General features: G+C 53.4%; 25 protein-coding genes. 18 read left to right on the plus strand and 7 right to left on the minus strand.

The annotated features are described in order from the left end of the window. Positions 1 to 5: 5 nt before the first annotated feature. From AC3RCL_RS04200 to folE, 8 genes are all read left to right on the plus strand, one after another. Complete coding sequence (locus AC3RCL_RS04200; RefSeq protein WP_492534628.1) at positions 6 to 773, plus strand: ABC transporter ATP-binding protein; 768 nt, start codon at positions 6 to 8, stop codon at positions 771 to 773. 50 nt (positions 774 to 823) lie between these two features. Continuing rightward, positions 824 to 2,119: an ABC transporter permease gene (locus tag AC3RCL_RS04205; protein ID WP_213580209.1), complete on the plus strand. Its 1,296-nt coding sequence runs from the start codon at positions 824 to 826 to the stop codon at positions 2,117 to 2,119. A gap of 33 nt (positions 2,120 to 2,152) precedes the next feature. Next, the gene (locus AC3RCL_RS04210; RefSeq protein WP_009594868.1) at positions 2,153 to 3,241 is read left to right on the plus strand and encodes an efflux RND transporter periplasmic adaptor subunit; all 1,089 of its coding nucleotides are present in this window, start codon (positions 2,153 to 2,155) and stop codon (positions 3,239 to 3,241) included. Positions 3,242 to 3,689: 448 nt separating this feature from the next. After that, complete coding sequence (locus AC3RCL_RS04215; RefSeq protein ID WP_012819018.1) at positions 3,690 to 4,112, plus strand: GNAT family N-acetyltransferase; 423 nt, start codon at positions 3,690 to 3,692, stop codon at positions 4,110 to 4,112. A 206-nt stretch (positions 4,113 to 4,318) separates the two neighbouring features. Continuing rightward, complete coding sequence (gene lepB / locus AC3RCL_RS04220; RefSeq protein ID WP_009594926.1) at positions 4,319 to 4,921, plus strand: signal peptidase I; 603 nt, start codon at positions 4,319 to 4,321, stop codon at positions 4,919 to 4,921. A 41-nt stretch (positions 4,922 to 4,962) separates the two neighbouring features. After that, positions 4,963 to 6,807, plus strand: a complete 1,845-nt coding sequence (gene queG / locus AC3RCL_RS04225; protein WP_492534629.1) for a tRNA epoxyqueuosine(34) reductase QueG — start codon at positions 4,963 to 4,965, stop codon at positions 6,805 to 6,807. Positions 6,808 to 6,944: 137 nt separating this feature from the next. After that, positions 6,945 to 7,181 (plus strand): YneF family protein, encoded by a 237-nt coding sequence (locus tag AC3RCL_RS04230; RefSeq protein WP_009594912.1) that lies wholly within the window; start codon positions 6,945 to 6,947, stop codon positions 7,179 to 7,181. A 122-nt stretch (positions 7,182 to 7,303) separates the two neighbouring features. Then, entirely contained in the window at positions 7,304 to 7,897 is a 594-nt protein-coding gene (folE, locus tag AC3RCL_RS04235) for a GTP cyclohydrolase I FolE (RefSeq protein WP_012819021.1), read from the plus strand. Between the two features lie 120 nt (positions 7,898 to 8,017). Here the strand turns inward: folE and AC3RCL_RS04240 are convergent, their stop codons facing one another. The 5 genes from AC3RCL_RS04240 to AC3RCL_RS04260 form a co-directional block, all read right to left on the minus strand. Beyond that, on the minus strand, positions 8,018 to 8,290 hold the full coding sequence (locus AC3RCL_RS04240; protein ID WP_096777009.1) for a hypothetical protein: 273 nt from the start codon (positions 8,288 to 8,290) through the stop codon (positions 8,018 to 8,020). Positions 8,291 to 8,322: 32 nt separating this feature from the next. Next, positions 8,323 to 9,603 carry a lipase family protein gene (locus tag AC3RCL_RS04245; RefSeq protein WP_492534630.1) on the minus strand — a complete coding sequence of 427 codons (1,281 nt, stop codon included), beginning with the start codon at positions 9,601 to 9,603 and terminating at the stop codon, positions 8,323 to 8,325. Between the two features lie 71 nt (positions 9,604 to 9,674). Beyond that, positions 9,675 to 9,959, minus strand: a complete 285-nt coding sequence (locus AC3RCL_RS04250; protein ID WP_090912753.1) for a hypothetical protein — start codon at positions 9,957 to 9,959, stop codon at positions 9,675 to 9,677. A gap of 425 nt (positions 9,960 to 10,384) precedes the next feature. Then, positions 10,385 to 11,563, minus strand: coding sequence for a Fe-Mn family superoxide dismutase (locus AC3RCL_RS04255; RefSeq protein ID WP_492534631.1), 1,179 nt, complete (start codon positions 11,561 to 11,563; stop codon positions 10,385 to 10,387). A gap of 162 nt (positions 11,564 to 11,725) precedes the next feature. After that, a complete protein-coding gene (locus tag AC3RCL_RS04260; RefSeq protein WP_090912756.1) occupies positions 11,726 to 12,718 on the minus strand; it encodes an alpha/beta fold hydrolase in 993 nt (330 codons plus the stop codon). A gap of 222 nt (positions 12,719 to 12,940) precedes the next feature. Between AC3RCL_RS04260 and AC3RCL_RS04265 the strand changes: the two genes are divergently transcribed. Then, a complete protein-coding gene (locus AC3RCL_RS04265; RefSeq protein WP_009591105.1) occupies positions 12,941 to 13,681 on the plus strand; it encodes an IclR family transcriptional regulator in 741 nt (246 codons plus the stop codon). A 236-nt stretch (positions 13,682 to 13,917) separates the two neighbouring features. On the opposite strand, the gene AC3RCL_RS04270 is transcribed toward AC3RCL_RS04265, so the two are convergent. Together AC3RCL_RS04270 and acnA are read right to left on the minus strand one after the other, a co-directional pair. Further along, positions 13,918 to 14,073 carry a hypothetical protein gene (locus tag AC3RCL_RS04270; RefSeq protein WP_213580212.1) on the minus strand — a complete coding sequence of 52 codons (156 nt, stop codon included), beginning with the start codon at positions 14,071 to 14,073 and terminating at the stop codon, positions 13,918 to 13,920. Between the two features lie 181 nt (positions 14,074 to 14,254). Beyond that, positions 14,255 to 16,972 (minus strand): aconitate hydratase AcnA, encoded by a 2,718-nt coding sequence (gene acnA / locus AC3RCL_RS04275; RefSeq protein WP_492534632.1) that lies wholly within the window; start codon positions 16,970 to 16,972, stop codon positions 14,255 to 14,257. A gap of 316 nt (positions 16,973 to 17,288) precedes the next feature. On the opposite strand from acnA, the gene AC3RCL_RS04280 reads away from it, so the two are divergent. The 9 genes from AC3RCL_RS04280 (at position 17,289) to AC3RCL_RS04320 (ending at position 26,408) form a co-directional block, all read left to right on the plus strand. Further along, positions 17,289 to 18,311, plus strand: coding sequence for an amidase domain-containing protein (locus tag AC3RCL_RS04280; protein ID WP_012819029.1), 1,023 nt, complete (start codon positions 17,289 to 17,291; stop codon positions 18,309 to 18,311). Positions 18,312 to 18,356: 45 nt separating this feature from the next. Continuing rightward, positions 18,357 to 19,451, plus strand: a complete 1,095-nt coding sequence (locus AC3RCL_RS04285) for a D-alanine--D-alanine ligase (protein WP_012819030.1) — start codon at positions 18,357 to 18,359, stop codon at positions 19,449 to 19,451. 98 nt (positions 19,452 to 19,549) lie between these two features. Further along, positions 19,550 to 19,867: a hypothetical protein gene (locus AC3RCL_RS04290; protein WP_009591113.1), complete on the plus strand. Its 318-nt coding sequence runs from the start codon at positions 19,550 to 19,552 to the stop codon at positions 19,865 to 19,867. Further along, positions 19,864 to 20,865 carry a UV DNA damage repair endonuclease UvsE gene (gene uvsE, locus AC3RCL_RS04295; protein ID WP_012819031.1) on the plus strand — a complete coding sequence of 334 codons (1,002 nt, stop codon included), beginning with the start codon at positions 19,864 to 19,866 and terminating at the stop codon, positions 20,863 to 20,865. The genes AC3RCL_RS04290 and uvsE overlap by 4 nt, the downstream gene beginning before the upstream one ends. A gap of 263 nt (positions 20,866 to 21,128) precedes the next feature. Further along, positions 21,129 to 21,992 carry an inositol monophosphatase family protein gene (locus tag AC3RCL_RS04300; protein WP_012819032.1) on the plus strand — a complete coding sequence of 288 codons (864 nt, stop codon included), beginning with the start codon at positions 21,129 to 21,131 and terminating at the stop codon, positions 21,990 to 21,992. 66 nt (positions 21,993 to 22,058) lie between these two features. Further along, positions 22,059 to 22,325, plus strand: a complete 267-nt coding sequence (locus tag AC3RCL_RS04305; RefSeq protein ID WP_012819033.1) for a hypothetical protein — start codon at positions 22,059 to 22,061, stop codon at positions 22,323 to 22,325. Between the two features lie 180 nt (positions 22,326 to 22,505). Then, on the plus strand, positions 22,506 to 22,841 hold the full coding sequence (locus AC3RCL_RS04310) for a hypothetical protein (RefSeq protein ID WP_012819034.1): 336 nt from the start codon (positions 22,506 to 22,508) through the stop codon (positions 22,839 to 22,841). A gap of 74 nt (positions 22,842 to 22,915) precedes the next feature. Further along, the gene (locus AC3RCL_RS04315) at positions 22,916 to 24,178 is read left to right on the plus strand and encodes an SGNH/GDSL hydrolase family protein (RefSeq protein ID WP_012819035.1); all 1,263 of its coding nucleotides are present in this window, start codon (positions 22,916 to 22,918) and stop codon (positions 24,176 to 24,178) included. 364 nt (positions 24,179 to 24,542) lie between these two features. Beyond that, on the plus strand, positions 24,543 to 26,408 hold the full coding sequence (locus AC3RCL_RS04320; protein ID WP_081746341.1) for an SLC13 family permease: 1,866 nt from the start codon (positions 24,543 to 24,545) through the stop codon (positions 26,406 to 26,408). Positions 26,409 to 26,523: the final 115 nt, after the last annotated feature.

Consider the following 26,523-nt stretch of genomic DNA (forward strand, 5'->3'; position numbering starts at 1 on the left):
CGAACATGCTGCGTTTGGAAAATGTATCGCACAGCTTTAAGAACGGCAACGAAGTGTTAAATGTGCTTCATAACATCCAGTTCGAAGTCCAGAAGGGCGAGATGATTGCGCTGCTCGGCAGCTCCGGATCGGGCAAGTCCACGCTGCTCAACTTGATGGCCGGGCTGATGAAACCGACCGAAGGCCATATTTATATTGCGGATCAGGATATCGTCAAATACGGGGAAAACAAGCTTGCCGTTTTTCGGCGCAAGCATATCGGATTTATTTTTCAGGCTTACGAATTGATTCCGACACTCACGGTTCGTGAGAACGTGGAGCTTCCGCTTGTTTTTCAATCCGTTTCTCCGTCCAAGCGCCGCAAGAAAGCGATGGAGCTTCTGGAGATGACGGGGATCGGCGATAAGGCTTCGCTGTACCCGTCCCAGCTGTCCGGCGGACAGCAGCAGCGCGTCAGTATTGCCCGCTCGTTGATTACCGAGCCTTCCGTCATTTTTGCGGACGAGCCGACGGGCAACCTGGACACCAAAACGGAAGAGGAAATTATCCGAATCATGATGTCGCTGAACGAGTCCATGAAAACGACGTTTGTCATCGTTACCCATGAGATGGAAGTCGCCGCCCAAATGAAAAAAACGATTATGCTCCGCGACGGTTATTTGGTTCAGCCGGAGAACTACGCGACTTCCACGGGAGGGCAACGGGGGCCGAGCGCCCCTTCGCCTCTGTCCGGGGTCCCGGTTCATTCGGAGGAGGCAGGTGAGGTCAGCTGAGATTTTTAGACAGCATACGGCTGGCATGGGGACAAATCAAACGCCGTAAAGTGGTAACGGCCCTGTGCATGACCGGCATTTCGATCGGATGTGCGGCTATCATCGTAGCGATCAGCATCGGAAACGGCGCCCAGAGTTATTTGGAGACGGAAATCATAGGCGGCATGAAACTTGACGAAATTACGGTGACTCCGCAGAGCACGGGCGGGCCCGGGGAAGGCGGCGGCCAATCGGCGGGAGGAGAACGGGGATTGCTTACGGATGATAAGGTTCAGGTCATTCAGGGCTTCAATCACGTCAAATCCGTTGTAGCCACCAAGCAGCTCGGTTATTTCCGGACCATTTCGTCCGACAACCTGATCCATGAAGGCATCAACGTCGTGGCCGTGGACCTGTCCAAGCTTAAAGAGCAGGGAAACCGGTTCAAGGAAGGCGGCCCGCTGGAGCAGATCGGTGCCGTGGTGCTGAATTACGGAGCGACAACCGGATGGAAGGACGCGGAGACGAGCGAAAGATTGAACAATATGATGAATTCCGATCCCAACAATCCGCAGCTATGGGAAGAGTTCCAGAAGTATGAGAGCACCGTTTCGGAAATGATCGGAAAGAACGTTCAGCTGGAGCAGATGGACAACGACAAGAAATTGCTCAGCCCGCAGCTCTACGTCGGGGGCGTGCTGGATGTGCCCAAGGGGCGGGATGCCCAGTTTGCATTCTATGACCGTCAGGCCTACATATCCTTTGACACGGCAGATTGGCTGACGGACAGCTTGAATCTGCAAAAAGGGCCAGCTTCGAAACAGCGGGTTTACGATAATCTAACGGTCAAAGTGGAGGATCTGCAATATATTAAACCGCTCGAGGACCTGATCTCCAAGCTTGCGCTGAATGCGAGCGACAATCTGGCCATGCGGGATCAGGTTGCTTCCCAATTGGACACCTTTAAGGCGATCGCTCTCGGCGTAGGCGTATTTATCCTGTTGCTGGCCTCGATTTCGATCATCGTCGCCATGACGATGTCGACGCATCAGCGCCGCCGGCAAATCGGCATCATGAAGGTTCTGGGAGCGAATATGCCGCAAATCCGGAACATGTTCATCGTGGAAGCCAGCCTGCTCGGTTTGCTTGGCGGCTTGCTCGGCATCGTATTCGCGTATTTGATCATCAAAGGGCTGAATTCATTCATCATGGCTTCGGCAGGCATGTCGGGACTGCAAATCGCCGTGACGGCGGAGACGCTGCCGATCGGCATTGCCTTCGCCGTAATGACGGGCATCTTCTCGGGGATATACCCGGCGATCAGCGCAGCAAGAACGAATGCGCTGCTGGCCATCAAGCGGGATTAGGATCATGAGTTTCGGAAAGGAAGCTAAATCGGAATGATAAAAAAAATCATAAAATGGACGGTTATCGCTGCTGTGCTGGGTCTGGTGGGATATTGGGGATATGGGCAGGTGAAACCCAAGGAACCTGAGATTCCCATGATGGAAGAGCCGCAGGTCATCTCATTCCCCGTAACCGAGGAAACGATCCTATCGACCGTGCAGGTCAAGGGAACGTCCGAATACGGAAAGGAAACGAACGTATACGCGCCTTTTGAAGCGAAGGTGGAGTCCTGGAACGTCGAGAACGGCCAGCAGATCAAAAAAGGCGACGCCCTTTTCAAGTTGGAGCAAAAGGCGATTCGCCAGCAGCTCCAGCAGAAGGAGGCCGAGCTGCAGAAGCGGAAGCTGGAGCAGGAGCTGAAGGAGTTTACGCTGAATCAGGATCTCGACAACGCGCCTGTAGGCGCAACGGAGGCGGAGCGCCTGAAAATGCTGGCAGACCAGGAAAATGCGCGGCTGAGCAGTCAGCTGGACGAGGTGAACAACGATATCGAACGTCAGACGCTTGCCGATTTGAACGACAGGCTGAGGCAATCGACATACGTATCTCCGGCAGCAGGCCTGTTCCTGTTCGACCCGACCCAGCAGCGGCCGCAATCGGTGACGGCCAACCAGTATATCGGCAAAATCGTCGACCTGGATTCCCTGCGGTTAGTGGCATACGTCGGGGAAAACGACATCTTCAGCATTCAGCCGGACATGGCGGTAGAAGTCAAGCTGCCGTCCATCAAGGATTTGAAGCTAAAGGGCAAGGTGCTGGAAGTGGCCAAATTCGCCGAGGCGACGGCTCAGGAGAAACAGACGTCCCAGACGCCGCAGTTCAAGGTCATCATCTCGCTGCCGAAGAATGATCGCTTGATCGGCGGATTGACGCTGAACGGAGAGATCGTGACCAAACGGAAGAACAAGGCGGTGGTGGTTCCCAAGCTGGCCGTCATGACGGAGGGAGATAGCTCTTATGTCATGGTGGACAAGGGAGGCGGCCAGATCGAGCGGCAGGATATTGAGACGGGGATGCAGACGCTTGATAAAATCGAGGTTTTGTCAGGGCTGAAAGCGGGAGATACCGTCGTTCTCCAGTAAACATGGATGTACGAAAGCAGCGTTCCTCCAAAGGCACATGGCCGGGGGGCGCTGTTTTTTTCATCAAGTTCCTTCATTACAGCATGTATCGCCACAGGAGAGGTAGCCCGGTGATTTCAAAAATACATGGAGACAATGAATGATGTAAACTCATTGGTAATTAATGGAGCAATTTTTACCATGAGCTAATGGTTTAACGGCAGGAAACGAATCGTTCATTCAACAAAAATATGGAATTTTATCCATCAAAAATAATGAAAACGCTTCATATAAAGCGCTTTCAGAAGAAAACTCGTGAATTTACGAGAAAGATGTGGTTTAATGGACAAGGAAACAGGATTTTCGGGTTTTTTGTAGTAAACTTAAATGTCAGGTTTGCGTTAACGGAATACTAGATCTTTGTAAACCGGGTAAACCGCATCATGCTAACGAAAAGGGAGATTTTGAAATGCATGTTCGTTCCTTTCAGTTGAGTGACTGTAACCCCGTAACCGAGCTATTACAGATTGCTTTGTCGGAAGAATGCTACGAAAACACGATGGAGCCTTTCTCCAGGCAGCTCGCTTGGGACTCCGATCTGATTATGGTGGCAGAAGAAAACGGTGAAATCGTTGGTGCCTTAATCGGTACGATCGAACGCAATCATGGTTGTTATTACCGCATCGCCATTCATCCCGACTATCGCAGGAAAGGGATTGGCAAAGCCTTGATATCAGCGATGGAACAGCGTTTTCAATCACGGAAAGTCAGTCGGATCATGGTAGCCGGAGATGAGCACAACGCCGCAGCCATGCCATTTTATGAAGCCATGGGATACGGTGCCAGCCAAATCCTGCGGTCGTTCCAGAAGCTCAGTATCCTTGGTCAATAGTTGCAGCGACTACAGCGGTACATACGAGCAGCGCAAAACGGCGGCCTTAAGCTTCGACAGAGATAAGAAACGACATTTTTTCGATATGAAGCATATCTTTCAGCCGTTGCAAATGGGTGGGAGATATGCTTTTCTATTAATGTACCTGTTTTTGAAGGTGCCGCCCTCGATGCTCGAAGGTGAAATCGAAGTAAAGTAGGTGTAGCATGGGACAAGTGATTCCTCCGGATTCAACTGAGCATGGCGAGAACAACGGGCCTCAGAATCAACCGGCCAAGAAGAACGGCTGGGCCGCCGAGCTGTGGGATTGGGTAAAGACGATTGCGATTGCATTTGTTATTATGGTGCTTCTAAATATGTTTGTGTTTAACCTGTCTATGGTTAAGGGCGAATCCATGCAGCCGACGCTGGTGGCATCGGAGCGGCTCTTTATTAATAAAGTGGTCTATCGCTTTTCGGAACCGAGCCACGGCGACGTCATTGTGCTTAAGGATCCGAGCGACGGACCGGACAAGAAGGAGTTTCTTGTTAAGCGCGTCGTCGGCGTACCCGGGGATACCATTGAGGTAAAGGATCAGAAGCTGTACGTGAACGGCGTGGCCCAAGAGGAAGGGTATACCGATGTCCCGATCGAGGATCCTGGCTTTGAGCCCGTTACCCTGGAAGCGGGAAGGTATTTTGTTATGGGGGATAACCGCCACCTCGGAAAGAGCAAGGACAGCCGCATGTTCGGCAGCGTGAAGGAAAGCGACATCGTGGGCAGGGCCGAATTTATTTTCTGGCCGTTGTCCGAGATCAAAAAGCTGTAGCTTAAGACAGAACATCATCCCAGAAAAGGAGGCGCTGGAGAATGACCTACACACTCGGCTCGTACGCTCCTCCGCCTTCGGTATGGGAGGAGCTCAAGCAGGAGCTAAAAGCCGTTGCACCCGAGCTCGGCATAGATGATATCGGCTTCGCCTCGGCGGAGCCGTTCCAATCCCTGAAGGGGATTTTGCAATCCCATCGGGATAAGGGATATGAGTCCGGGTTCGAGGAGCCGGATCTGGATAAGCGGGTGACTCCCGCACTCCCCGGCACCGAGCCGAAGTCCCTGATCGCCATCGCGATAACGTACCACTCCAAGATGGAGAATCCGCCGAAATCGGAGCCTGGCAAGTACAGGGGCATCATGGCGCGATCCGCTTGGGGAAGGGATTATCACCATGTGCTCCGTGAGGCGATGAGCCGCCTGGAGGCATACATCAAGGAACGCGTGCCGGATGCAAAGCTTGAAAGCATGGTGGATACCGGCGCGCTTGTCGACCGGGCCGTCTCGCAGCGGGCCGGCATCGGTTTCAGTGCCAAGAACTGCTCCATCATCTCTCCGAAGTTCGGTTCCTGGATATTCCTTGGCGAAATGGTAACCAATATCCCGTTTCCGCCGGATTCGCCGGTAACCGAGGATTGCGGGGAGTGCACCAAATGCATCGATGCATGCCCAACCGGCGCCCTTGTCGGTCCCGGGCAGCTGAATGCCCAGCGCTGCGTTTCTTTTCTGACCCAGACCAAAGGATTTCTGGACGAAGAGGCCATGCGCAAGATCGGCAACCGGCTGTATGGATGCGATACCTGTCAAATTGTTTGTCCGAAGAACCGGGGCAAGAGCTGGACTCATCAAGAGGACTTCAAGCCCGATCCTGAAAAAGCCAAGCCGCTGCTCCTGCCCATTCTGGATATGAGCAACCGGGAATTCAAGGAGGCCTTCGGAGATACGTCCGCCGCTTGGCGCGGCCGTAAGCCGATTCAGCGCAATGCCGTCATCGCGCTCGGCAATTTTAAAGATATTTCAGCCGTACCGAAGCTGAGCGAAGTACTGCTGAAGGACCCGCGCCCGGAGCTGCGGGGAACCGCTGCATGGGCTCTGGGCCGTATTGGAGGCGAAGAAGCGTTGAACAACTTAGAGAAAAGCATGAAATCAGAAGGGGATTCCCGAGTACGAGATATGCTGCAGCAAGCCTTGAATAAACTAAAGCCTGAACCGGCTGGACATGAAGCACCTGCCGAAGCGCAAGCCGCGGCCGAAGTTTCATCCGCCGGGGTTTCGGGTTCCTCTAATGGGGGCAATCCGGATCAGGAGGGTCCTGTCATTCAGGGGGTCGAGCCGATGGCCATCCCTGAAGGAGGACCGGAAATGCTGTATTATGATGAAGTTCAATCTCCGATCGGACCGTTGACGGTCTGCGCCACGGAGAAGGGCCTTTGTCTCATTGAATTCGGCAGCTTCTATGTGAAGGAAGCGGTCATCCAGCAGTGGTCGCGGACTTGGGCCGGCAACGGCGGCTACCAACGGGACGAGGCCAGACTAGCCCCTGCGATCACGCAGTTGAAGCAGTACTTTGCCGGGGAACTGAAGGCCTTCGACGTACAGCTGGACATGCGCGGAACCTCATTCCAACTGCAGGTATGGGAAGCGCTGAAATCCATTCCCTATGGAACGGTTTGCTCCTATAAGGATGTAGCCGAATCCATCGGGCGTCCGAAAGCGGTTCGAGCCGTGGGCGGAGCGAACAATAAGAACCCCGTTCCGATCATCGTGCCGTGCCATCGGGTGGTAGGGGCCGACGGAGCGTTGATCGGCTATGCCGGCGGCCCGGAAATCAAACGCACCTTGTTGACGATCGAAGGAGCCATGCCGGACCGTAAAGGGTCGTAGTTGACCAAGACGTAATCATCGGAACTGCCTGCTGCCGAACATCCGTTATTTTCATTTGCTGTGACGAAAAGGACATGCTATGATAGGTTCGTGTATGCGCCATTAAATGGCAGATATTAGTAGAAGGTGGTCAAGTGATGGATATTGTCATTCCGATTATTACATTGATCGTGGGTCTGGTCGGCGGATTCTTCATCGGCGTATTCTATCTGCGCAAGCAATTGGAGAAGATGCAGAACGATCCGCAAATGCTGCAGAAGATGGCAAAACAAATGGGGTATAACATGAACAGCAAGCAGATGCAGCGTGCACAGCAAATGATGAAAAATCAGCCTATGCCGGGCAAAGGGCAAGGCCGCAAACGCAAATCATAATGCAAGAAAGCCCGCTCCCGTCTAAATGGAACGACGGAGGGGCATTTCTATTTAAAAAGACCGCTAACAGCGGCTATAAGTTAACCGTTTGCTTTTTTTGGAACGGAAAGGGGGATTGTACTGTGGCGGGCGTAAAGGACTATGTGAACCATAAAGTAGGCCAAAACCGGGAGCAGATCGAGTACCATGTAGAGCAAATATTGAAGCTGATCGGTGAAGATCCCAAGCGTGAGGGTCTGCTTGAGACACCGGCCCGCGTGACGCGAATGTACGAAGAGATCTTTGCGGGGTATGAAGTCGATCCCAAGGACGTTCTCGGGGTTACCTTCGACGAGAATCACGAGGAACTGGTCATCGTGAAGGATATCGTATACTACAGCCAGTGCGAGCACCATATGGCGCCGTTCTTCGGCAAAGTCCATATCGGATATGTCCCGAGCGGCAAAATCGCCGGCTTGAGCAAGCTGGCACGCTTGGTAGAGGCGGTTACGCGCCGTCTTCAGGTGCAGGAGCGCATCACTTCGCAAATCGCCGATATCATGGTGGAGGCGCTGCAGCCTAACGGCGTTATGGTCGTGGTGGAAGGCGAGCATCTGTGCATGTGCGCGCGCGGCGTGAAGAAGCCGGGCAGCAAGACGGTAACGTCGGCTGTACGCGGTACGTTCCAGAGCGATTCCGCGCAGCGCTCGGAGTTTCTGTCCTTGATTAAAGACTAAGCTGGATCTTCATGATATCAAAAAGGCTTCGCCCACGGAGGCGAAGCCTTTTTTTGTTATCACTGTGACGATATGAAGCCATCTGAAGCCATCTGATCATCCAGGACAGGGAAGGAAAGATCAAGATGCGCCATCGACTTGTTTCATATATTGCACATACTGGACGAGGGCGCTTTTTTGCTCCTCGATCTCCCGGATTCGACGGGACATCTCCATGAAAAAGACTTCGATCTGATCCCTCAGCACATTAGCCGATTGTCCCTTCCAATCCTGAAGGCGGGCATACATGACCCGTGCCTCTTGTTCGTCGGACCGAAGGGCTGCAAGCAGCCCCGTCAGCTCGCGTTCGGCTTGAAGCAAATCATCAAGCTCCAGCAGAATCTCTCGACTCATCCCCATTCCTCCCGGTGGTTGCTAATAGATGTTTACCCGCTGTTATCTGTACGTTCAAACAGATCCGCCTTAAATTTAATGTACTGCACGATGTCGGTGGTATGCTGCAGATGCCACTGACTCATCGACATGATGGATGTATCCAGCTGCTGGACGATCGGCTGCAGACGCCGGCTGTGGCTGGAGAACATGTATTTGGAGAGACGCTGCCGGATTCCCTGCATTTCGGCATCGCTCTGATGGGCATGCGCTCGCCATTTCTCGGCTACGCTTCGCAGCTCGGCAGGGGTAACCTGGATGGTACCGGAGGAGCCTCCCGCCGATCCGGCTATGGCTCCCAGCGAGCCGCCCAAACCTAAACCTAAGCCCAAGTTGCTCAACGGCCCGCCAAGACCAAACAAGAGATCGCTGTGGGCAGGGATTCTGGGCGAATCCACGGCTTTACCGGTAGCGCCGTCATAAAGACGGTTCGAAATGTAACCATTCTCGAATTGATAGCGGTCCAGCTGGTGATAGTTGGGGCCTCCCAGCGTATTATCGATTTTTTCTTTGATGCTGAGCCCGTCATTGGCATCTTTGTAACTGGAGTCTATGTAATAGGTAGAGCCGACGTGACCGTCGTAACCTCCGAGCGCACCGCTGGCAATAATGTCGCCGGGATGGGCGAAATTAATGATCTGGGAATCGAATTCCCCATTCTCGGCTTTTCTTCTGGCTTCAGGGGAGAGGCTTCCGATGACGGACGGGGCGCTGAAGGTGACAGCCGACATGCCCGTATAAGCGGCAGCATATTGCGCGTTGGCTCCGCCCAGCGAATGACCGGTAAGGGAAAAATCAACACCCTTGTATTTCTCCTTCATTTCCAGCGCGTAATCCTCGGCTTGATACATCTGATTGGTGCCCAAGATATCCGTTTTCTTATCGATTTTCCTCGATTGTTCGCCGAACCAATCCGTGACATCGTTAATGCCCGTCACTTCTTTGACTTTGTCTACATGGTCGGCCCAAGGAGCCCGGAACTCCGGGATTTTTCGTTTGATCTCTTCAATGCCAATATCCGCATCGGCCAGATAATCGGGGAGAGCATGGGATAAATCTCTGCCTGCTTCGGTGCCGCGGTATGCGATAACGGCCTGGTTCGTTTCCTTGTTGTAGAAAGTTACCGCGTCAAAACCGGATATGCTGTTGCTCTTATAGTCCTCAAGAACCTCCCATCCCGGCAGGTCCTCAACGGTATCTTCTTTTTTCAGATCGAGGTAAGCCGCTTCCGACATGAGTCGGTATGTCTCGTCATCCACTTGCGGTGAACTCAAATATATTCCCTCCTTAACGTGATCTATCAGGTTCAGAGCCTATGGTTGCTGCAAAGAGAAACATAGGCCCGTCACTCGCCCTTAATAGCTTTTCTAAGCTCCGGGTTCATCACGAAATTGGACGTTTCGCCTGTGTTGAAATCTACGGATATTTTAAAGGTTTGTTCAGGATGATCCACGACATACCCTTCGAGGTTGACCTTGTCCGCTACGATCGAGGGCATCATCTCTTCTTTGGTAATCTCTACATCCAAATTGTATTTTTCCTTAAAATACTCAACGGCCGTGGTTTTCGCCTTTGTTATAACCTCGTCCGAGCTGCCGTTTGCAGTGGCTTCGTTTTGATTATGGTTCACGGGCTGGCATCCTCCAACAATTAGAATAATGAATACAAAAGCAAAGATGAAAATACGCGATTTGAACCTACTGTTCACACTGACCCATCCCTTCAGTCGTGATGTCCTGCTCCCACAGGCACGCCGGATCTTTCGGTTGTTGCCTTAGAACAATGCTGAGGCTGCGTACCATGCTTACTGTCATATCATAATCCAGCATTTGGTAGCGTTCAACCGAATAAATAACCAGATATGTGGTAAAAAAGACCTAACAATAAGGTTGGGGTTACTCCTTAGCTTGAATAATCCTGTTGAATTCCGGGCTCATGACCAAGTGCCCCTCTGAACAGGGAAGCCCTCCCTAAACTCCATAAAGGAAGTAAGGAGGGCTATCGACTTTATACCCAATATTAACCAATCCGAAGCAGCTAATGCCGGGCTGAGAGTTAAAACGGTTTCCATTTCAGCTTGCTGGCATGCTTGAAACGCTCTGCGACTTCCGGCCAGTAGACCACGTTCCACCAATCGTTGATGTAATCCTTGCGTTTATTTTGATGTTTAAGGTAATATGCATGCTCCCATACATCCAGGGCGAGGAGAGGGACGACGTCCCACTGGGAGAGATTTTGATGTTTCTCGGCCTGCAAAATTTCAAGCCGATGGCTGCGCGGACTCCAGACGAGGATCGCCCAGCCGCCGCCTTCCACTTTGTCTGCTGCTTCGGTAAAATGCTTCTTGAATCGATCGAAGCTTCCGAAATCCTTCTTGATCTGCTGTGCAAGCTCTCCGCCCGGTTCGCCGCCGCCCCGCGGGTTCATGATGTTCCAGAAGATCGTATGCAGATAGTGGCCGGCACCGTGGAACGCAAGCTCGCGTTCCCAATGCTTCACGAGCTCGAAATCGCCGCTTTTTCGGGCCTCCTCCAATTTCTTCTCCGCCTTGTTCAGGCCGTCGACGTAGCTTTGGTGATGGATGTCGTGGTGAATCCGCATGGTTTTCTCGTCGATATAAGGCTCAAGCGCATTATAAGCGTAAGGCAGTGGTGGGAGGCGGTGTCCGCCAATCGACACAGCCTTGCCGCCGCTGTCTCCCATGCCTTGAATGGACAGCTCGGCTTCGGGAGTAGACGGCGGAGGAGACGTTGCCTCGTGCAGCGTCATCGACTGCAGCGGCATATCCACATCCATGAATCTCTCCAGCGCTCCTGCGGCGTTCAGCGTTTCGAGAGCATTCAGGAAATATTCGGACTCCCGAATCACATGGTGCAGGACCGTACCGGCAAGCGGTACTTTCTGAACGGCTTCACTGTTCTCTTTTAAGCTGTGCAGCTGGCGAATGAACTCCCTGGACTGCTCGCAGGACGCGCGTAAGAGCTGCTCGACCTGGGCCAGCATTTGAGGCGTGGGAGAAGCATTATAACTTAGAATATGGCGCAGAAGTTCGTCTGCCGCCTTCTCCGTGTCGGAGAACACGATGGCCCATTGATCCAGTATCTTCACGTAGGCCGGCTCCAGATCGGGCACCACGGCTTTGATCAGAGCGATGTGTTTTCTTTCCTGATGCTTCCAAAAGCGAATTTCCTCCAGTAGTCGCACCGGGAGCTTCGCTCCATAATGAAATAACATGTCCGTTCCCTCCAGTATCAGGTTCACTAAACACACTATATTCATTTGGCGGCCTGTATTATGAAGGAAAAATAAAAACCCCCGCTGCATCAGGCAGCAGGGGAGTAGAATCGTATACTGAAAGGCACCGTCTCTTCGCTATATAAACAACTGATGAAAACCTCAGGGTTCGTCCGGCGTTTCGAGTTTGCCGAGGAAGGTCGATACTTTGCGCAGATATTCCCTAGGGTGCTCCCGGAAGATAAGCTCATGATGGGCATCCTCTACAATCCAGGAATCGGAATCCGCATGCGTCTGGTTGGAAGCGATTTTCTCGGCGATCGGGTAAGGAGCCTTATCGTCTTTCGTTCCGTGGATGAACAAGGTCGGGAACGGGTAATCGTGCTTCTTCACCTCATTGTACGGAATCTGGTCCAGACTTGTGCCGTTAAGCACAGGGAAGAGCAGCTCCAGAATCTCCAGCGATGGATGACGGGGGAGATCAATCTGGTTGTGGATATTGTGGTAAAGCGTGTCCGGCTCCAATAAAAAGGCGCTGTCCAGAATCATGGCATCCACGTCCTTGGTCTCAAGCCCTGCCTGCAGCGCGGTGCCGGCCCCCATGGAGAATCCCCAGACGACAATTTGCTTCGCGCCGCGCTGCTTCACATGCTCAATGGCTCCAAGAAGCTGGCGTTTCTCCTCCTTGCCGCCGGTCGCCACTTCCTTGCTGGTCTGGGAGGCAAAACCGTAATCAAACATGAGCACATTGAAATTCATATTGTGCGCGTAGTGGGCGATATCGTACATAGGTACCCAGGTTTCCTCCCGGTTGGCACCGTAACCATGGCTGAGCACGATGGTTTTCGAGGAATTCTCGGCCGGGATATACCATCCATTGATATTTCGTTTCCCGTCAATCGAGTGGAACGTGACGTTCTCGTAATTCATATCTTTCGCAAGCTTGGGATTGGAGTAGAGCGGAGCCACCGTCGGATTCGACAAAACCCAAGCGATATAGGCATGAAGCGCAATAAAACAGAAAACGAGGAAAAAAACGACAGATAATAGCAGCGCTAATATAATATGCTTTAGACGGACCAAGCCCGTGGACAGCTCGGCCGGCGCGTCATTCAATTGGGAGAGTGGGGCATTACTACCAGTCGTAGTGCTCATAAGTGGCCCCTCCTTACCATATAGTCTGAGTGCGTTTCGTGAACATGAAAAAAGTTGAAATTATAATAATCGTATGCCCGGATGCCTATAAAGTCAATGCAAAACCATAGATTGTAAGACAACTGTAAAGTCCCTGTCCCCATGGTTTACTTTTGAGAAAAATTCTCATATAATTCTTGTAACCAGGTTTCATACAATGAAACAGGAGAGGAGCTGGTCGGGATGGAAGACCGCAAATTGACGGTACGTGCCGTAGAGCGGGCCCTTGATATCTTGATGTGTTTTACGAAGGATGGCGAACTTGCTCTCACGGAGATTTCTTCCCTTATCGGATTACATAAAAGCACCGTCCATCGGCTGCTAACAACGCTGGAAGACAAAGGATTCGTTGTGCGGAACAAAGAGACGGAGAAATACCGGCTCGGCTTGAAAATATGGGAGCTGTCGATGCATCTGTCCCAAAGCGACGACCCTGCCATTCGCCTTCAGCCGGCGATGGAGGCCTTGCGGGATCGGCTTGGGGAAACGGTAAGTCTGTATTTAAGGGACGGTTCGGATCGCCTTCGGATTCAAGCGGTTCAGAGCAACCAGGGGATCCGCCGGGTCGCCCAGGTCGGCGTGAGGCTGCCGCTCTCGGTGGGCGCGTCCAGCAAGGTTCTTGTGGCCTTTGCGCCTGAGGCGGACCAGGAGGAGCTGCTGAATGCGCCGGATTGGCCGGAGGCGGTCGATAAGAACGCGTACCGGCAGCAGCTGGCGGAAATACTGGAGAACGGTTACGCGATCAGCATCGAAGAGCGCGAGCCTGGAGCGGCTGCCGTATCGGTGCCGATCTTCGACCGCAGCGGCCGCGTCGCCGCCGCGTTGTCGATGTCCGGGCCTGTAACCCGCCTGTCGGCCGAAACGCTTCGCGAGCATGCGCCAATCCTGATGGAAGCGGCACGGGAAATGGGAATGATGATTTAATTTATTCTATTGCCGGATCAGAGACAGCATCACTATAAGTTATTGAATGACCAGGAGGCTGCGTGTGATACAGCCACCCGGAATAACATCTTCTTAACGCTGTCCATTTTCAGAGAAGGCTCGGCCACATGTGATATTTCTTATCAGGATGGAAAAGGACCGTCCCCCATGATCTTGGTGATCCGGGGAACGGTCCTTTTACCGCTGCAGCTCAGTATGTAACAGGTAAGTTCAACTTAAGTCAGCTTCACGTTCTTTTCCTTCATTTTCTGATTAAGGATTTCTTGAAAGGTCAGGGGTTTGTCCGTCGCTTCCTCTTTCTTAGGCGCTGCCACAGGTTGCGGCCGCTGGTATTGATAGTGGAACGAAGCCATCGTATGTATTTTGATCATCGGTACCTTCCTCCTGGATATGGGTTTCCGCAATGTTTTGTACCCATTAACCTGTGCGGCCTTATTCGAAACGGAATTTCCAATATTCAGGAAAAAAGTACCGGGAAATAACAAAATCCCCATCATCCACGCGTGGATGATGGGGATTTTTGACTAAGGCCAAATCGCCTATAAGAATGCTTTATTGGTTCGATGCGATCATTTGACGCAGTACCGTTTGGAGGATACCTCCGTTATGGTAGTAATCCACGTCCACCATGCTGTCGAGACGGGCGATGGCTGGGAACTCGAATTGGGTTCCGTCTTCGCGCGTAGCGACAACCGTCAATTCCTGGCCTGGCTTCACGTCGTTGCTGAGGCCCAAAATATCGAATGTCTCGCGGCCGTTCAGACCGAGGCTCTTCCAGCCGTGACCTTCCTGGAACTGGAGCGGCAGAACGCCCATGCCCACCAGGTTGGAGCGGTGGATACGCTCGAAGCTTTCAGCCAGTACAGCCTTGACGCCGAGGAGGTACGTACCTTTTGCCGCCCAGTCGCGGGAGCTTCCCGTACCGTATTCTTTACCTGCGATAACGATCAGGTTCTGTCCGCCTGCTTGATAATTCATCGATGCATCATAGATGGACATCACTTCTTCCGTTGGCAGGTAAGTCGTAACGCCGCCTTCCGTACCTGGAGCGACCTGGTTACGGATCCGGATGTTAGCGAACGTACCGCGCATCATGACTTCGTGGTTACCGCGGCGGGAGCCGTAGGAGTTGAAGTCTTTGCGTTCCACGTTGCGATCGCTCAGATATTTGCCGGCAGGGCTGTTCGTTGCGATGTTGCCCGCTGGAGAGATGTGGTCCGTCGTAACGGAATCGCCCAAGAGAGCCAGCACGCGCGCTTCCTTGATGTCCTTGATGTCGTTCAGGCCGTTGCCCAGGCTTTCGAAGAACGGCGGGTTCTGAATGTAAGTGGATTGATCGTCCCACTCGTACAGCTCGCCTTCAGGCACAGGAATCTTGTTCCAACGCTCATTGGCGGTGAACACGTTCTCGTACTTGGCGCGGAATGCTTCAGCGCTGACGGACAGGCCGATCGCTTCGCGGATTTCCGCGCTCGTTGGCCAGATGTCCTTCAGATACACAGGCTCATTGTTCGGATCGTAACCGATCGGATCGTTCTGAAGATCGATGTTCACCGTGCCTGCCAGGGCGTAAGCAACAACCAGCGGCGGCGAAGCCAGGTAGTTGGCTTTGACTTGAGCATGCACGCGGCCTTCGAAGTTACGGTTACCGGACAATACGGCAGCTACCGTCATGTCGTTGTCGGCAATCGCTTCGCTCACTTCATCCGGCAATGGACCGGAGTTACCGATGCACGTTGCGCAGCCATAGCCTGCCACGTAGAAGCCGAGGGATTCCAGATAGTGCAGGAGTCCGGCTTTCTCCAGGTAGTCGGTTACGACGAGGGAGCCCGGTGTCAAGCTGCTCTTCACGTAGCCAGGCTTTTTCAGGCCGCGTTCAACGGCTTTCTTGGCCAGGAGGCCAGCGCCGAGCATAACGCTTGGGTTCGACGTGTTCGTACAGCTGGTGATGGCCGCGATTACAACCGCACCCGTACCCATTTCGCTGGTAGAGCCGTCTTTATGGTTAACTTTAACGGTCTCTGCGATTTTCTCGTCGCTGAGTCCATATCCGCCCTTATCGATCGGCGTACGGATGATGTCGTTAAAGTTTTGTTTCATGCTGGTAAGCTCGATACGGTCCTGCGGACGTTTCGGTCCGGCCAAGCTCGGCACAACCGAAGCCAGGTCCAGTTCGATTACGTCGGAGAACTCAGGGTCCGGCGTATCGGCCGTACGGAACATGTTTTGCGCTTTATAGTAGTTCTCCACGAGCTCAACCTGCTCATCGGAGCGGCCCGTGTTGCGAAGATAAGCCAGCGTTTCGTCGTCAACCGGGAAGAAGCCGATCGTAGCGCCATATTCCGGAGCCATGTTGGCAACCGTTGCACGGTCAGCCAAGCTGATGTTGGCGAGGCCTGGACCGTAGAATTCTACGAATTTGCCTACGACGCCTTTCTTGCGGAGAAGCTCGGTTACCGTGAGGGCAAGGTCAGTCGCGGTAGCGCCTTCTGCCAGGCTGCCTGTCAGCTTGAAGCCGATAACTTCAGGGGTGACAAAGTACAGCGGCTGGCCGAGCATGCCGGCTTCCGCCTCGATGCCGCCGACGCCCCAGCCCACAACGCCAAGACCGTTGATCATCGTTGTATGGGAGTCCGTGCCTACGAGGGAATCAGGGAAGACCAGCGTCTCGCCGTCAACGGTCTTCGTAGCCGCAACGGAAGCCAGGTACTCCAGGTTAACCTGGTGAACGATACCTGTTCCCGGAGGAACCGCGCGGAAGTTGTTGAATGCCGTTTGAGCCCAGCGGAGGAAACGGTAACGCTCCTCGTTGCGCTCAAATTCAAGCTTCATGTTCGTTTCAAGCGCTTGGTCGGTACCAAAAGCGTCGACCATGACGGAGTGGTCGATAACGAGGTCGACCGGAACGAGCGGATTGATCTGTTTAGGATCGCCGCCGGATTTTTTTACAGTGTCGCGCATGGCTGCAAGGTCTACGACAACGGGTACGCCGGTGAAGTCCTGCAGTACGATACGGGCAGGGATAAACGGAATTTCCTTGTTGTTGTCGCGTCCTTCGTTCCACTTGGACAAGAGTTTTACGTGATCTTCGGTAATCGCGCGTCCGTCAAACTGACGAACGGCAGCTTCAAGCAGCACCCGAATGGAGAAAGGAAGCTTGGACACGCTGCCGTATCCTTGCTCTTCGAGCGCCTGCAGGCTGAAATAGCGGTAACTTTTACCGCCCACCTCTAGGTTGCGAGAGATGGAGAATTGATCCTTTGCTGGCATTGATGAACCTCCTTAAGTCATTTCATAAATCGAATAAAGACAGTTAGGGTTAAATCCTTTTCGGTTTCACTAGATGAAACCTAATTTCATAAATTGACTACTTTAAGTATAACGTTTTCAACTCCCCGCGTAAAGCATTTTTTATAGAAGAAACGCATTTCAAAAAGGTGAAAACAAGCCTGTTTTCTTACCGGAAAGCAGCCGCTGCAATCCCGCGTTTCTGCAATCTCTTGACCGAAGCTCATAGCCTGAAGATTTGCTTCATATAGTTGTGATAGGGAACGGCGTGAATGGCAAGGTTAGAGGAGGAGAGAGGATGAACAGTTTGAAGCAAGCCGAGAAGCCTTGGAAGCAAGCTCTATATATTTACGTCAATCAATATAACCAAAATCGCGTGGACTATTCCTCAGGCCTGAAAGAGCAGATTGTGGCGGACCTGAACTACCTGGTAGAGAGAGGAGAGAGGCAGTTTCGCCTGCAATCGTGGTATGCGGAGCGGGAGGCAACGCCGCTTAAGAGCGAGACCCGTGCCCGTCTTCAGCGCATCCTGAGGGAAACAGAGGATGATGTGGTCGCCGACGTGCGGCTCCACAGCGTCTTTTATTATGAAAAAAGAGGGATGACGCATCGGGAAGACACGGTTTTCAGGGAGCGGCTGACGCTGATTCGGGACGGGGATGCCTGGCTGATCGTCGGCATTGAACGTCTGCAGGATGAACGCCATCCTTTGCAAAGGGCCGACATACCGGGAGCAAGCTCGGACGCGGCCGGAAGGGAACCGTCCACTCCTTTCATGAACGGACGCGTATACGCCGCTGGCAGCAGTCCGCGGTCGGGACGTTACGAACGCGAAGCCGCGGCTGCCTATGCCGACCGTTGGTGGGATTCGGGGAATCCGGAGTTTGAGGAATTCGACGTGGATTGCACGAACTATATCTCCCAGTGCCTCTTTGCAGGCAAAGCCCCAATCCACTATACTGGTAAAAGAGAAACGGGATGGTGGTACAAGGGATACGTCAACAAACGGGAGTGGTGGAGCTACAGCTGGGCGGTGTCGAACAGCTTCGCGCATTATCTGAATGCCAGTACCACGGGGCTTCGTGCCGAGCGGGTGGAGCGTCCCGAACAGCTGATGCTGGGGGACGTCATCGTGTACGACTGGGACGGCGACGGCGCGTTTCAGCACAGCACCATCGTAACGGCGTTTGACGCGGGCGGGATGCCGCTGGTTAATGCGCATACGGTGTCAAGCCGTCACCGCTATTGGGACTACCGGGATTCCTATGCTTGGAACGATAACACCGAATACCGGTTTTACCATATTCCCGATTATTTTTAAGATGACAGCATGTCATGCTGCAATACGGACAAGAGAGAGGTTAACATGGGACAGGATAAATTGACGGTTGGTTTAGTATACGGGGGAAAATCCGGCGAGCATGAGGTGTCGCTATCCACGGCATTCGCGGTCATGAACGCTTTTGATTTTGATAAATACGAGATTGTCCCGTTTTATATTTCAAAGCAGGGAACCTGGAGAATCGGCAGCAAGATGTCGGCTCCTTTCGCCCGGCAGGAGGAATTGAAGCTGGCTGAAGGGGAAGGCACGCAAACGGCGCTGAACGCCGTGTTCAGCAGACTGTACGGGGAAGAGAATCAGGCGGTCGATATTATGTTCCCGCTGCTTCACGGGACGTTCGGCGAGGACGGGACGATCCAGGGGCTGTTCGAAATGGCGGACATCCCTTACGTGGGAACCGGCGTGCTTGCATCCGCTGCCGGGATGGACAAAGTCGTCATGAAGAAGCTCTTTGCCCAGGCAGGATTGCCGCAATGCGAGTACTGCTATTTCAACCGCACCCAGTGGGAGCGGAGCCAGCATGAAGTGCTCAAGAACATCGAGGACAAACTCGGATTCCCGAGCTTCGTCAAGCCGGCTAACCTCGGCTCGAGCGTCGGGATTTCCAAGGCCAAGAACCGGGAACAGCTGAAGGCAGCGATTGAATCCGCGCTCCGCTTCGATGACAAGATCATCGTAGAAGAGTTCGTCGATGCGCGCGAAGTGGAGGTCAGCGTGCTCGGCAATGACGAGCCGATGGCGTCCGTTCCGGGTGAAATCGTCTCTTCCAGTGAATACTATGACTACGCGGCCAAATATACGGATGGACAATCGCAGATGCAAATCCCGGCCGAGATCGACCCGGATACGGCGGATCGGCTGCGCGACCTGGCCATTGCCGCCTTCAAAGCGATTGAGGGCGGGGGCATTACCCGCGCCGACTTCTTTGTCCGCCGTTCGGACGGTGCGATACTGATCAACGAAGTGAACACGATGCCGGGCTTCACGCCGTTCAGCATGTACCCGCTCTTGTGGCGGGAGACGGGCGTTTCCTATCGCGAGCTGCTTGACCGGATGATCGAGCTGGGCCTTGAGCGGTACCATCGCAAGCAATCCCTGATTTATGAGAACCAGGCGTAAGCCGTCACAATAGGATATGAAACACCAGGGGGAGTCCGCGCTATTCATTACGGCTCCCCTTGAGTCTAATATTTTGAGATGAAAGGAAGAGACATGATATGGGATTTCAAACCGAGTTCAATTCCGTTTGTAAGTTTAAAAGCGAGCAGGAGCTCTACGAGCTGCTGGAATACGGCCGCGGCAAAATGCTGAAGGATGGGCTCCGGGTGTTTCCGACGGGACAGAAGGTCATTGCCTATACGCCGGATAACCGGGCGGTGGCCATCGTCCTGATCACCGCATGCGTATCGGAGATCAACTTCCAGGGGCGGGAGGTCACTTCGGTCGAGCTGCAGCTCATCCGCAAATTGACGGATGAGGAAGCGCGCGTACAGACCGCGCTCGCGCACGAGATGTTCTTCGGAGACCATGCATGATTGTCCGTTTCGGTTATGTGGCCATGTCCACGGTCGTGCAGAATGCTTCTCCTTCCAAGACGATGACGATGAAGAGTTTCATGAAGCTGAATGACCGTGAGGCCGGCCTGCACAAACTGGAGCGGATCGCGAATGAGAACTTACATAATACCCTTCGGCTTCTGAAGCATAATGCGGCTCACGATATCAAGGTATACCGCTTCTCGTCCAAGCTGATTCCGCTGGCCACGCATAATGACATGCGGGACTGGGACCCGTTCCCGGCTTTGCAGGAAGGCTTTCAGGCCATTGGGGAATTCGTGAAAAAACACGGGATGCGGGTTTCCTTCCATCCGGATCATTTCACGGTGTTGAGCACGCCGCGTCCCGAAGTGCTGGTTAATTCGGTTCGCGACTTGGAGTCGCACGTCCGCATGCTGCAGGCGATGGAACTGCCTGCTTCCATGAAGAATAACATTCACATCGGGGGAGCTTATGGGGACAAGCCTTCGGCAGCGGCCCGATTCGTTGAACATTTTCATGAGCTTGACCCCCGCATCAAGGAACGGCTGACCCTTGAAAATGACGATAAAACCTTTACGGCCCAGGAAACGCTGGCCGTATGCCAGCAGACCGGGCTGCCGATGGTGCTGGACATCCATCACCAGTGGGTCAATAACGACGGCGAGGCGCCCTGGGAGCTGTGGCCGGATATCCTTCGCACCTGGGAGACGCAGCTTGCGCAGGCCGATTCGGAGCCGGCGCAGCCGCTGCCGCCTAAAATTCATGTCTCCAGCCCCAAGAGCAAGACCGATATCCGCAGCCATGCGGACGGGGTGGATGTCGTGCCGCTGCTCGCTTTTTTAAGGAATATTGCCGGGGTTACGCCAAAAGTGGACGTCATGATTGAAGCGAAGATGAAGGACGGGGCCTTGTTTGACCTGATGAAGGATCTGGGAAATTATTCGGAAGAGGGCATTACCATTCTCGACGGTGCTTCCATCGAAGTGAACCCTTAACCGATAAGTTGAGCTTGTTAACACTTGCAAGTTGATGGGTTTTGGGTTACGTTGGAAGTAGCCAAACAGGGATTCCCCTCAAGATAATGACATTGGACTAAAAAGTTCGTTCTCGCCAAGCATTCAGGTGCACAGCATAGGACGGACTTTTATTGAAATAGGCGGAATTTTCGCGTGGCTGCCCTTTCGGCTACCGTAATGACGGAATAGGATGTAGAGATTCCCAAGATTACTAGATTTATATAGAAAGTAGAGTGAGTGCTTTGAACGAGAATGAAAAGATTCCTTATGTTGTCAGCAGTAAGAGCTATACCGCCGTTGCGATTAATTGCGCAGCGAAAGCGGGAGAATGGATTAAGAGCAAACTGGGCACCGTCAAGCAGCTGAGCACCAAGTCTTCGGCGCAGGATATCGTAACCGAGGTCGACAAAGGCGCGGAGCAGATGATCCGCAAGCTGATCCTGACGCATTTCCCGGATCATGCGATCCTGGGAGAAGAAGGGGTTGCCCCGGGTACGGATGCCTATGCGAAGGCGCTTGAGGAAGCCAAAGACGAAGAGTATCTTTGGATTATCGATCCTGTGGACGGCACGACGAACTATGTTCACGGATTTCCGTTTTACTCCGTATCCATCGCGCTGGCTCATCATGGAGAAGTGATTGTCGGCGTTATCTACGACCCTTCCCGGGACGAGTTGTTCGTGGCGGAAAAAGGCAAAGGGGCTTACGTTCACGGCAATCCGACCTATGTCTCCACGGAGGAACAATTGTCGGACAGCTTGCTGGCCACGGGCTTCCCGCTGGACAGCAAGGTCAACTTGCCGCTCAACATGGCGGAGCTTCAGGCGCTGCTGCCGATGGTACGCAATATAAGAGCGGGCGGTTCCGCCGCGCTTCATCTTGCTTATGTGGCGGCCGGCCGGCTGAGCGGATACTGGGAGCACGGCTTGAGTGCCTGGGACGTTGCCGCGGGCGCGCTGCTGGTTCAGGAGTCCGGCGGCAAAGTAACCGATACGGAAGGACGGCCCTACGATCTGTCGGTGCGTCATTTAGCGGCAACCAACGGGTTGATTCATCAGCGTTTTTTGGATACGCTAAAAGATGCGGGCGAGGCTTTGGTCCGCTAAACGGTCACCATCCGCAGAGAGAATGCCGTTCACTATGAACCGTTTGATAAAAGGAGTGTGCGTACGATGAATGAGAAGTCGGATCAGGATTTGGAGCGCCAGCTCAGCGAGATGTTAACGGAGGGTGAAATGGAGAAGAAGGATCGGGAGAAGGAGGAGCGCAGGCTGCTCTCTCCGAAATATGAGATCCGGATTCAGACGCAGCTCGATCCCATCGTGGAGGAGACGCTCAAATACCGCAGCATGGCAAAGGAATTGGATGACCGCTATGACAAGTATATCGATAAGGCGGTAAAGAAGGAGAAGCCTGAGGATTCAGGCGAAGACGTGTGACAGCGCTTCAAGGAATATTGCGGTATTGGAGCGTAACATCATCCTGGTTCGGTATCAGGAATGGACAGCATGAAACAGGCTGTCCATTTTTTTGTGCAGCAATCAAGATAAGACTCTTCAAGACGGTGAATGTCGGAGTCAGGATGTGCGACCTTGTCCATATAGGGGGGAGGAGAAACAATGCGGGTTCAGCTGAAGGCTTCTCATTTTTTGGCAGGATTATCAGGTGTGGGTTCCATCCTGTTGTGGTGCATACTTATCATCTTTAATCCGTATACGGACGTTATGAACTGGAGTCCGGCCCTGAATACGTTCATTATGCTCTTTCTGCCAGGCTGCTTGGCGTTGATTGCGATGGTGTATTCGTACAGAATGCTGCTGCTGATTGCTTTTGGATGGTCGATACTGCCAAGCCTGTATATGGCAGGCACGCCAGGGATATTTGCTTGGTTTGGAGTTACCTCCATAGGTTATCTATTCGCGTATCTTCTCATGAAGCCGTCTCGCCCGGCTTGATTCGGTACCATTCGCCTGATGGTGGTGGTAAAATAAGGCTGTATCAAGATATTCGACGTTAAGGGAGTGAAGTCATGTTCAAACAATGGAAGAAGGGGCTGGCGGCAGTAACCGGCAGCTTGACGCTCGCGGTGGCGCTAGTCGGACCGGGCGTTGCGCCGGCTTATGCCGATGAGGCTGCGGCTAAGAATACATATCGTATCGTAACGCTGGGGGATTCGCTGACCGTCGGGTATGAGCCGGGAATGGATCTGAACAGCAAACCGTACGGTTTTGTTGACCGGCTGTATGAGCAAGGGCTGTTCCATGGCCGGACCGAAGTCACGAATCTGGGGATCGGCGGGTTGAAGACCGACGGGCTGAACAACTACGTCAAGGCCGTCCTGGATGAACGGGCGATCACGCCGGAGGAGCTGCAGCCGGGACTCAGCAGCATCGATCCGCGGACCAAGCAGATCGGCGCCGATGCAGCAAAAGCCAAGCCGATGATCGCCGAAGCCGATCTGATCACCATTACGATCGGCGGCAATGACATGATGAGTCTTGTCAGCACCGTGGAAACGTTAAGCGATGAGCAGCTGCAAGCCAAGATGCAGGAACTGTTCCAGATCTATAAGGACAACGTGTCATCCGTCATTACGGGCCTGCATTCCCTGAATCCGGATGCCGCGATCGTAGTGGCCGACCAGTATAATCCGGTTCCCAAAATCGCCGATGACGTCGCGTACGCGAAACTGCTTGCGGCATCCGGTGAGTTCACGAAGCTGGTGGACGGGGTGGCCGGCGGTTTTGCAAGCCAGGGCGTAGACATCAAGGTAGCGCATGTCGCGAAGAAATTCGTGGGCTCCGAGCTGACGATGACCCATATCCTGAAGGATGACATCCATCCGAACCAATACGGATACGAAACGATGGCCAGCGTATTTGCCGAGACAATCTGGGGCAGCTATCAGAAACCTCCTGTTCAAAATGAGGGGCAGCCGATGCGCATCGTCGTGAAAGGGCAGGAGCTGAATACGCCTTACAAGCCGATCCTCCGCGACAACCTGAATTACGTAGCCATACAAGACATCGTGAACGCGGTGGGGGCGACTACCAAATGGGAGAATAAAACATCCAGCGCAACGATTACCTTCGGAGACCAGACGGTCGTGGTGAAGATCGGCGCCAAAACCGTTCAAGTCAACGGAACGGCCGTACCGATCGATACGCCGGCTTTTCTGCACAAGGTAGGAAAAGAGGATAAAACCTACGTGCCGCTCGCCGTGATTGCATCCGGCCTGGGCTTTGACGTTCAGTACAGTTCCAAATTGCGTACCGCATTCATCAATTTGTAATTCCAAGGGCAAGCTGCACCGGCTGGAAGGAGCCGATGCAGCTTTTTTTTGTGATTCCTCCGTGGCGGCCTACGAGAGAAGTCCTTTGTTTACCCCTCGTTATGGTCGACGGTGCGATAGAGGATCGGATGGGGATATCGCCTAAAGATTTGCACACAGGGTTGTGACGTTTTTAACATGAGATGCTCCCGGCAGGTGTTACAATACTACATCATTTCCCTTGAACGGGTGGTGTGACGTTGGCGCAGATTGGCCGCCCGCTCCGGACCGGAAAGTGGCGGATCCGTGAAATGGGCAGGGAAAGGTTTATCGAATGTCGAATCTTGGAAGAAACATAGATATGGCATTATAGGGGGATCAAGGAATGAATGGACCGATGATCATTACGTTGTCTGTTTTGGCCGTGGCATCCGTATTGTTCATGTCGGGAAAAGCGCGGTCGGATTTGGTCGCGATCGGCGTGTTGATGGTACTTATGCTAACGGACATTTTAAGTCCGGCTGAAGCCCTGTCGGGCTTTTCCAATTCGGTTGTCATCATGATGATCGGTTTGTTTGTTGTGGGGGGCGGCATTTTCCAGACCGGGCTGGCCAAGATGGCCAGCGGGAAGCTGCTGAAGCTTGGCGGAGGAAGCGAGACCCGGCTCTTGATCATGATCATGCTGGTGACGTCGCTCATCGGCGGATTCGTCAGCAATACGGGCACGGTAGCTGTGATGCTGCCCATCGTTGTCAGTCTGGCATACAGCGCGGAGATCAATCCGGGGCGGCTGCTGATGCCCCTTGCGTTTGCAAGCAGCTTGGGCGGCATGCTCACCTTGATCGGAACGCCGCCGAACCTTGTGATTCAGGAGACGCTGATTAACGCAGGGTACGAACGGTTGTCGTTTTTTGCTTTTCTGCCGATCGGCCTGGTGTGTCTGGCAACCGGGATTCTCGCGATATTGTTCCTTCGCCGTTATCTTCCCAGCAATGAAGAAGGAAGAACGGGGAACCAGGGCGGACGCTCGCTCAGGGAGCTGGCCAAGCAGTATCGGCTGACACAGAACCTGTATCGGATTCAGGTCGGAGCCGATTCCTCCATTCGCTCCAAGACGCTGCGGGAGCTGGATATTCCGGCACAGTTCGAAATCAACATCATTGAAATCCGCCGTAAAATGTCGGCCAAGAATCAATTCTTCAAAACGATCAACCAGGAGATCGCAGGTCCTGGGACCGTGATAGAGGAAGAGGATATTCTGTACGTGAATGGTCCATTCGAGCGGGCCTCGGAGTTTGCGGAGACATACGGGCTTGTCATGCTGGACCAGGGTGTGCCCGAGCATCGTAAACATGCCGAAGAGTCGCAGTACGCCACAAGCGACGTCGGCATTGCGGAAGTGATGCTGACGCCGTCCTCGCGCCTGATCGGCCGGCTCGTCAAGCATTCGGGATTCCGCGAGAAGTATCGGGTGAACATTCTGGGCATCCAGCGTAAAGAACAGTATTTGCTGCATCATCTGAAGGAAGAGAAAATGCGCTTTGGCGACGCGCTGCTCGTGCAGGGCACGTGGAAGGACATTGCCCTGCTGGCAGCGGAGCAGACGGATGTCGTGGTGGTGGGGCAGCCTGCAGAGGAGTCGCGCAAATTGACGATGGATCACAAAGCGCCGATCGCGGCGGGGATCATGCTGCTGATGGTGATCCTGCTCGTGACGGAATGGATTCCGGCGGTGGCCTCCGTGATGATTGCCGCGGTGTTGATGGTGGTGTTCGGCTGCGTGCGCAACATGGAGGAAGCCTATAAGACGGTCAACTGGGAGAGCATCGTCCTTATTGGAGGGATGATCCCGATGTCCATTGCCATCGAGAAGACGGGAGCCGCCACGCTGATCTCGGATATGCTGGTTCATTCCCTGGGCAGCTATGGATCGCTTGCCCTGCTGGCAGGGGTGTATTTCACCACTTCGCTGCTAACGCTGTTTATCAGCAATACCGCCTGCGCGGTATTATTCGCGCCGATTGCGTTATCGGCTGCGATCCAGATGGGAGCCAGTCCGTATCCGTTTCTGTTCGCCGTTTCGATTGGAGCGAGCATGTGTTTTGCGTCCCCGTTCTCCACGCCGCCCAACGCGCTCGTCATGTCGGCAGGACGTTATAAATTCAGCCATTACGTGAAGGTCGGCCTGCCGCTTCAACTGACGATCGGGCTCGTCATGATGGCGGTACTGCCGCTGTTCTTTCCGTTTTAAAAAAGGGAACCGGCACCTAACACCCGCATGTTCAATCCGATGAGGATCGCGCATGCGGGTGTTATTCCATTTTGAGGGTAGATAGCGTGGAAGGCGGGCGGTCAATACTCCTCAT

It is taken from the genome of Paenibacillus sp. MT86 (assembly GCF_058792535.1).

Excerpts from the sequence above, each read along its gene's own strand:
- AC3RCL_RS04200 (WP_492534628.1), top strand. The coding sequence starts at position 6 with ATGCTGCGTTTGGAAAATGTATCGCACAGCTTTAAGAACGGCAACGAA.
- AC3RCL_RS04210 (WP_009594868.1), top strand. The coding sequence starts at position 2,153 with ATGATAAAAAAAATCATAAAATGGACGGTTATCGCTGCTGTGCTGGGT.
- AC3RCL_RS04215 (WP_012819018.1), top strand. The coding sequence starts at position 3,690 with ATGCATGTTCGTTCCTTTCAGTTGAGTGACTGTAACCCCGTAACCGAG.
- lepB (WP_009594926.1), top strand. The coding sequence starts at position 4,319 with ATGGGACAAGTGATTCCTCCGGATTCAACTGAGCATGGCGAGAACAAC.
- queG (WP_492534629.1), top strand. The coding sequence starts at position 4,963 with ATGACCTACACACTCGGCTCGTACGCTCCTCCGCCTTCGGTATGGGAG.
- AC3RCL_RS04230 (WP_009594912.1), top strand. The coding sequence starts at position 6,945 with ATGGATATTGTCATTCCGATTATTACATTGATCGTGGGTCTGGTCGGC.
- AC3RCL_RS04240 (WP_096777009.1), bottom strand. The coding sequence starts at position 8,290 with ATGAGTCGAGAGATTCTGCTGGAGCTTGATGATTTGCTTCAAGCCGAA.
- AC3RCL_RS04255 (WP_492534631.1), bottom strand. The coding sequence starts at position 11,563 with ATGTTATTTCATTATGGAGCGAAGCTCCCGGTGCGACTACTGGAGGAA.
- AC3RCL_RS04260 (WP_090912756.1), bottom strand. The coding sequence starts at position 12,718 with ATGAGCACTACGACTGGTAGTAATGCCCCACTCTCCCAATTGAATGAC.
- AC3RCL_RS04265 (WP_009591105.1), top strand. The coding sequence starts at position 12,941 with ATGGAAGACCGCAAATTGACGGTACGTGCCGTAGAGCGGGCCCTTGAT.
- AC3RCL_RS04270 (WP_213580212.1), bottom strand. The coding sequence starts at position 14,073 with ATGATCAAAATACATACGATGGCTTCGTTCCACTATCAATACCAGCGG.
- acnA (WP_492534632.1), bottom strand. The coding sequence starts at position 16,972 with ATGCCAGCAAAGGATCAATTCTCCATCTCTCGCAACCTAGAGGTGGGC.
- AC3RCL_RS04280 (WP_012819029.1), top strand. The coding sequence starts at position 17,289 with ATGAACAGTTTGAAGCAAGCCGAGAAGCCTTGGAAGCAAGCTCTATAT.
- AC3RCL_RS04285 (WP_012819030.1), top strand. The coding sequence starts at position 18,357 with ATGGGACAGGATAAATTGACGGTTGGTTTAGTATACGGGGGAAAATCC.
- AC3RCL_RS04290 (WP_009591113.1), top strand. The coding sequence starts at position 19,550 with ATGGGATTTCAAACCGAGTTCAATTCCGTTTGTAAGTTTAAAAGCGAG.
- uvsE (WP_012819031.1), top strand. The coding sequence starts at position 19,864 with ATGATTGTCCGTTTCGGTTATGTGGCCATGTCCACGGTCGTGCAGAAT.
- AC3RCL_RS04305 (WP_012819033.1), top strand. The coding sequence starts at position 22,059 with ATGAATGAGAAGTCGGATCAGGATTTGGAGCGCCAGCTCAGCGAGATG.
- AC3RCL_RS04310 (WP_012819034.1), top strand. The coding sequence starts at position 22,506 with ATGCGGGTTCAGCTGAAGGCTTCTCATTTTTTGGCAGGATTATCAGGT.
- AC3RCL_RS04315 (WP_012819035.1), top strand. The coding sequence starts at position 22,916 with ATGTTCAAACAATGGAAGAAGGGGCTGGCGGCAGTAACCGGCAGCTTG.
- AC3RCL_RS04320 (WP_081746341.1), top strand. The coding sequence starts at position 24,543 with ATGAATGGACCGATGATCATTACGTTGTCTGTTTTGGCCGTGGCATCC.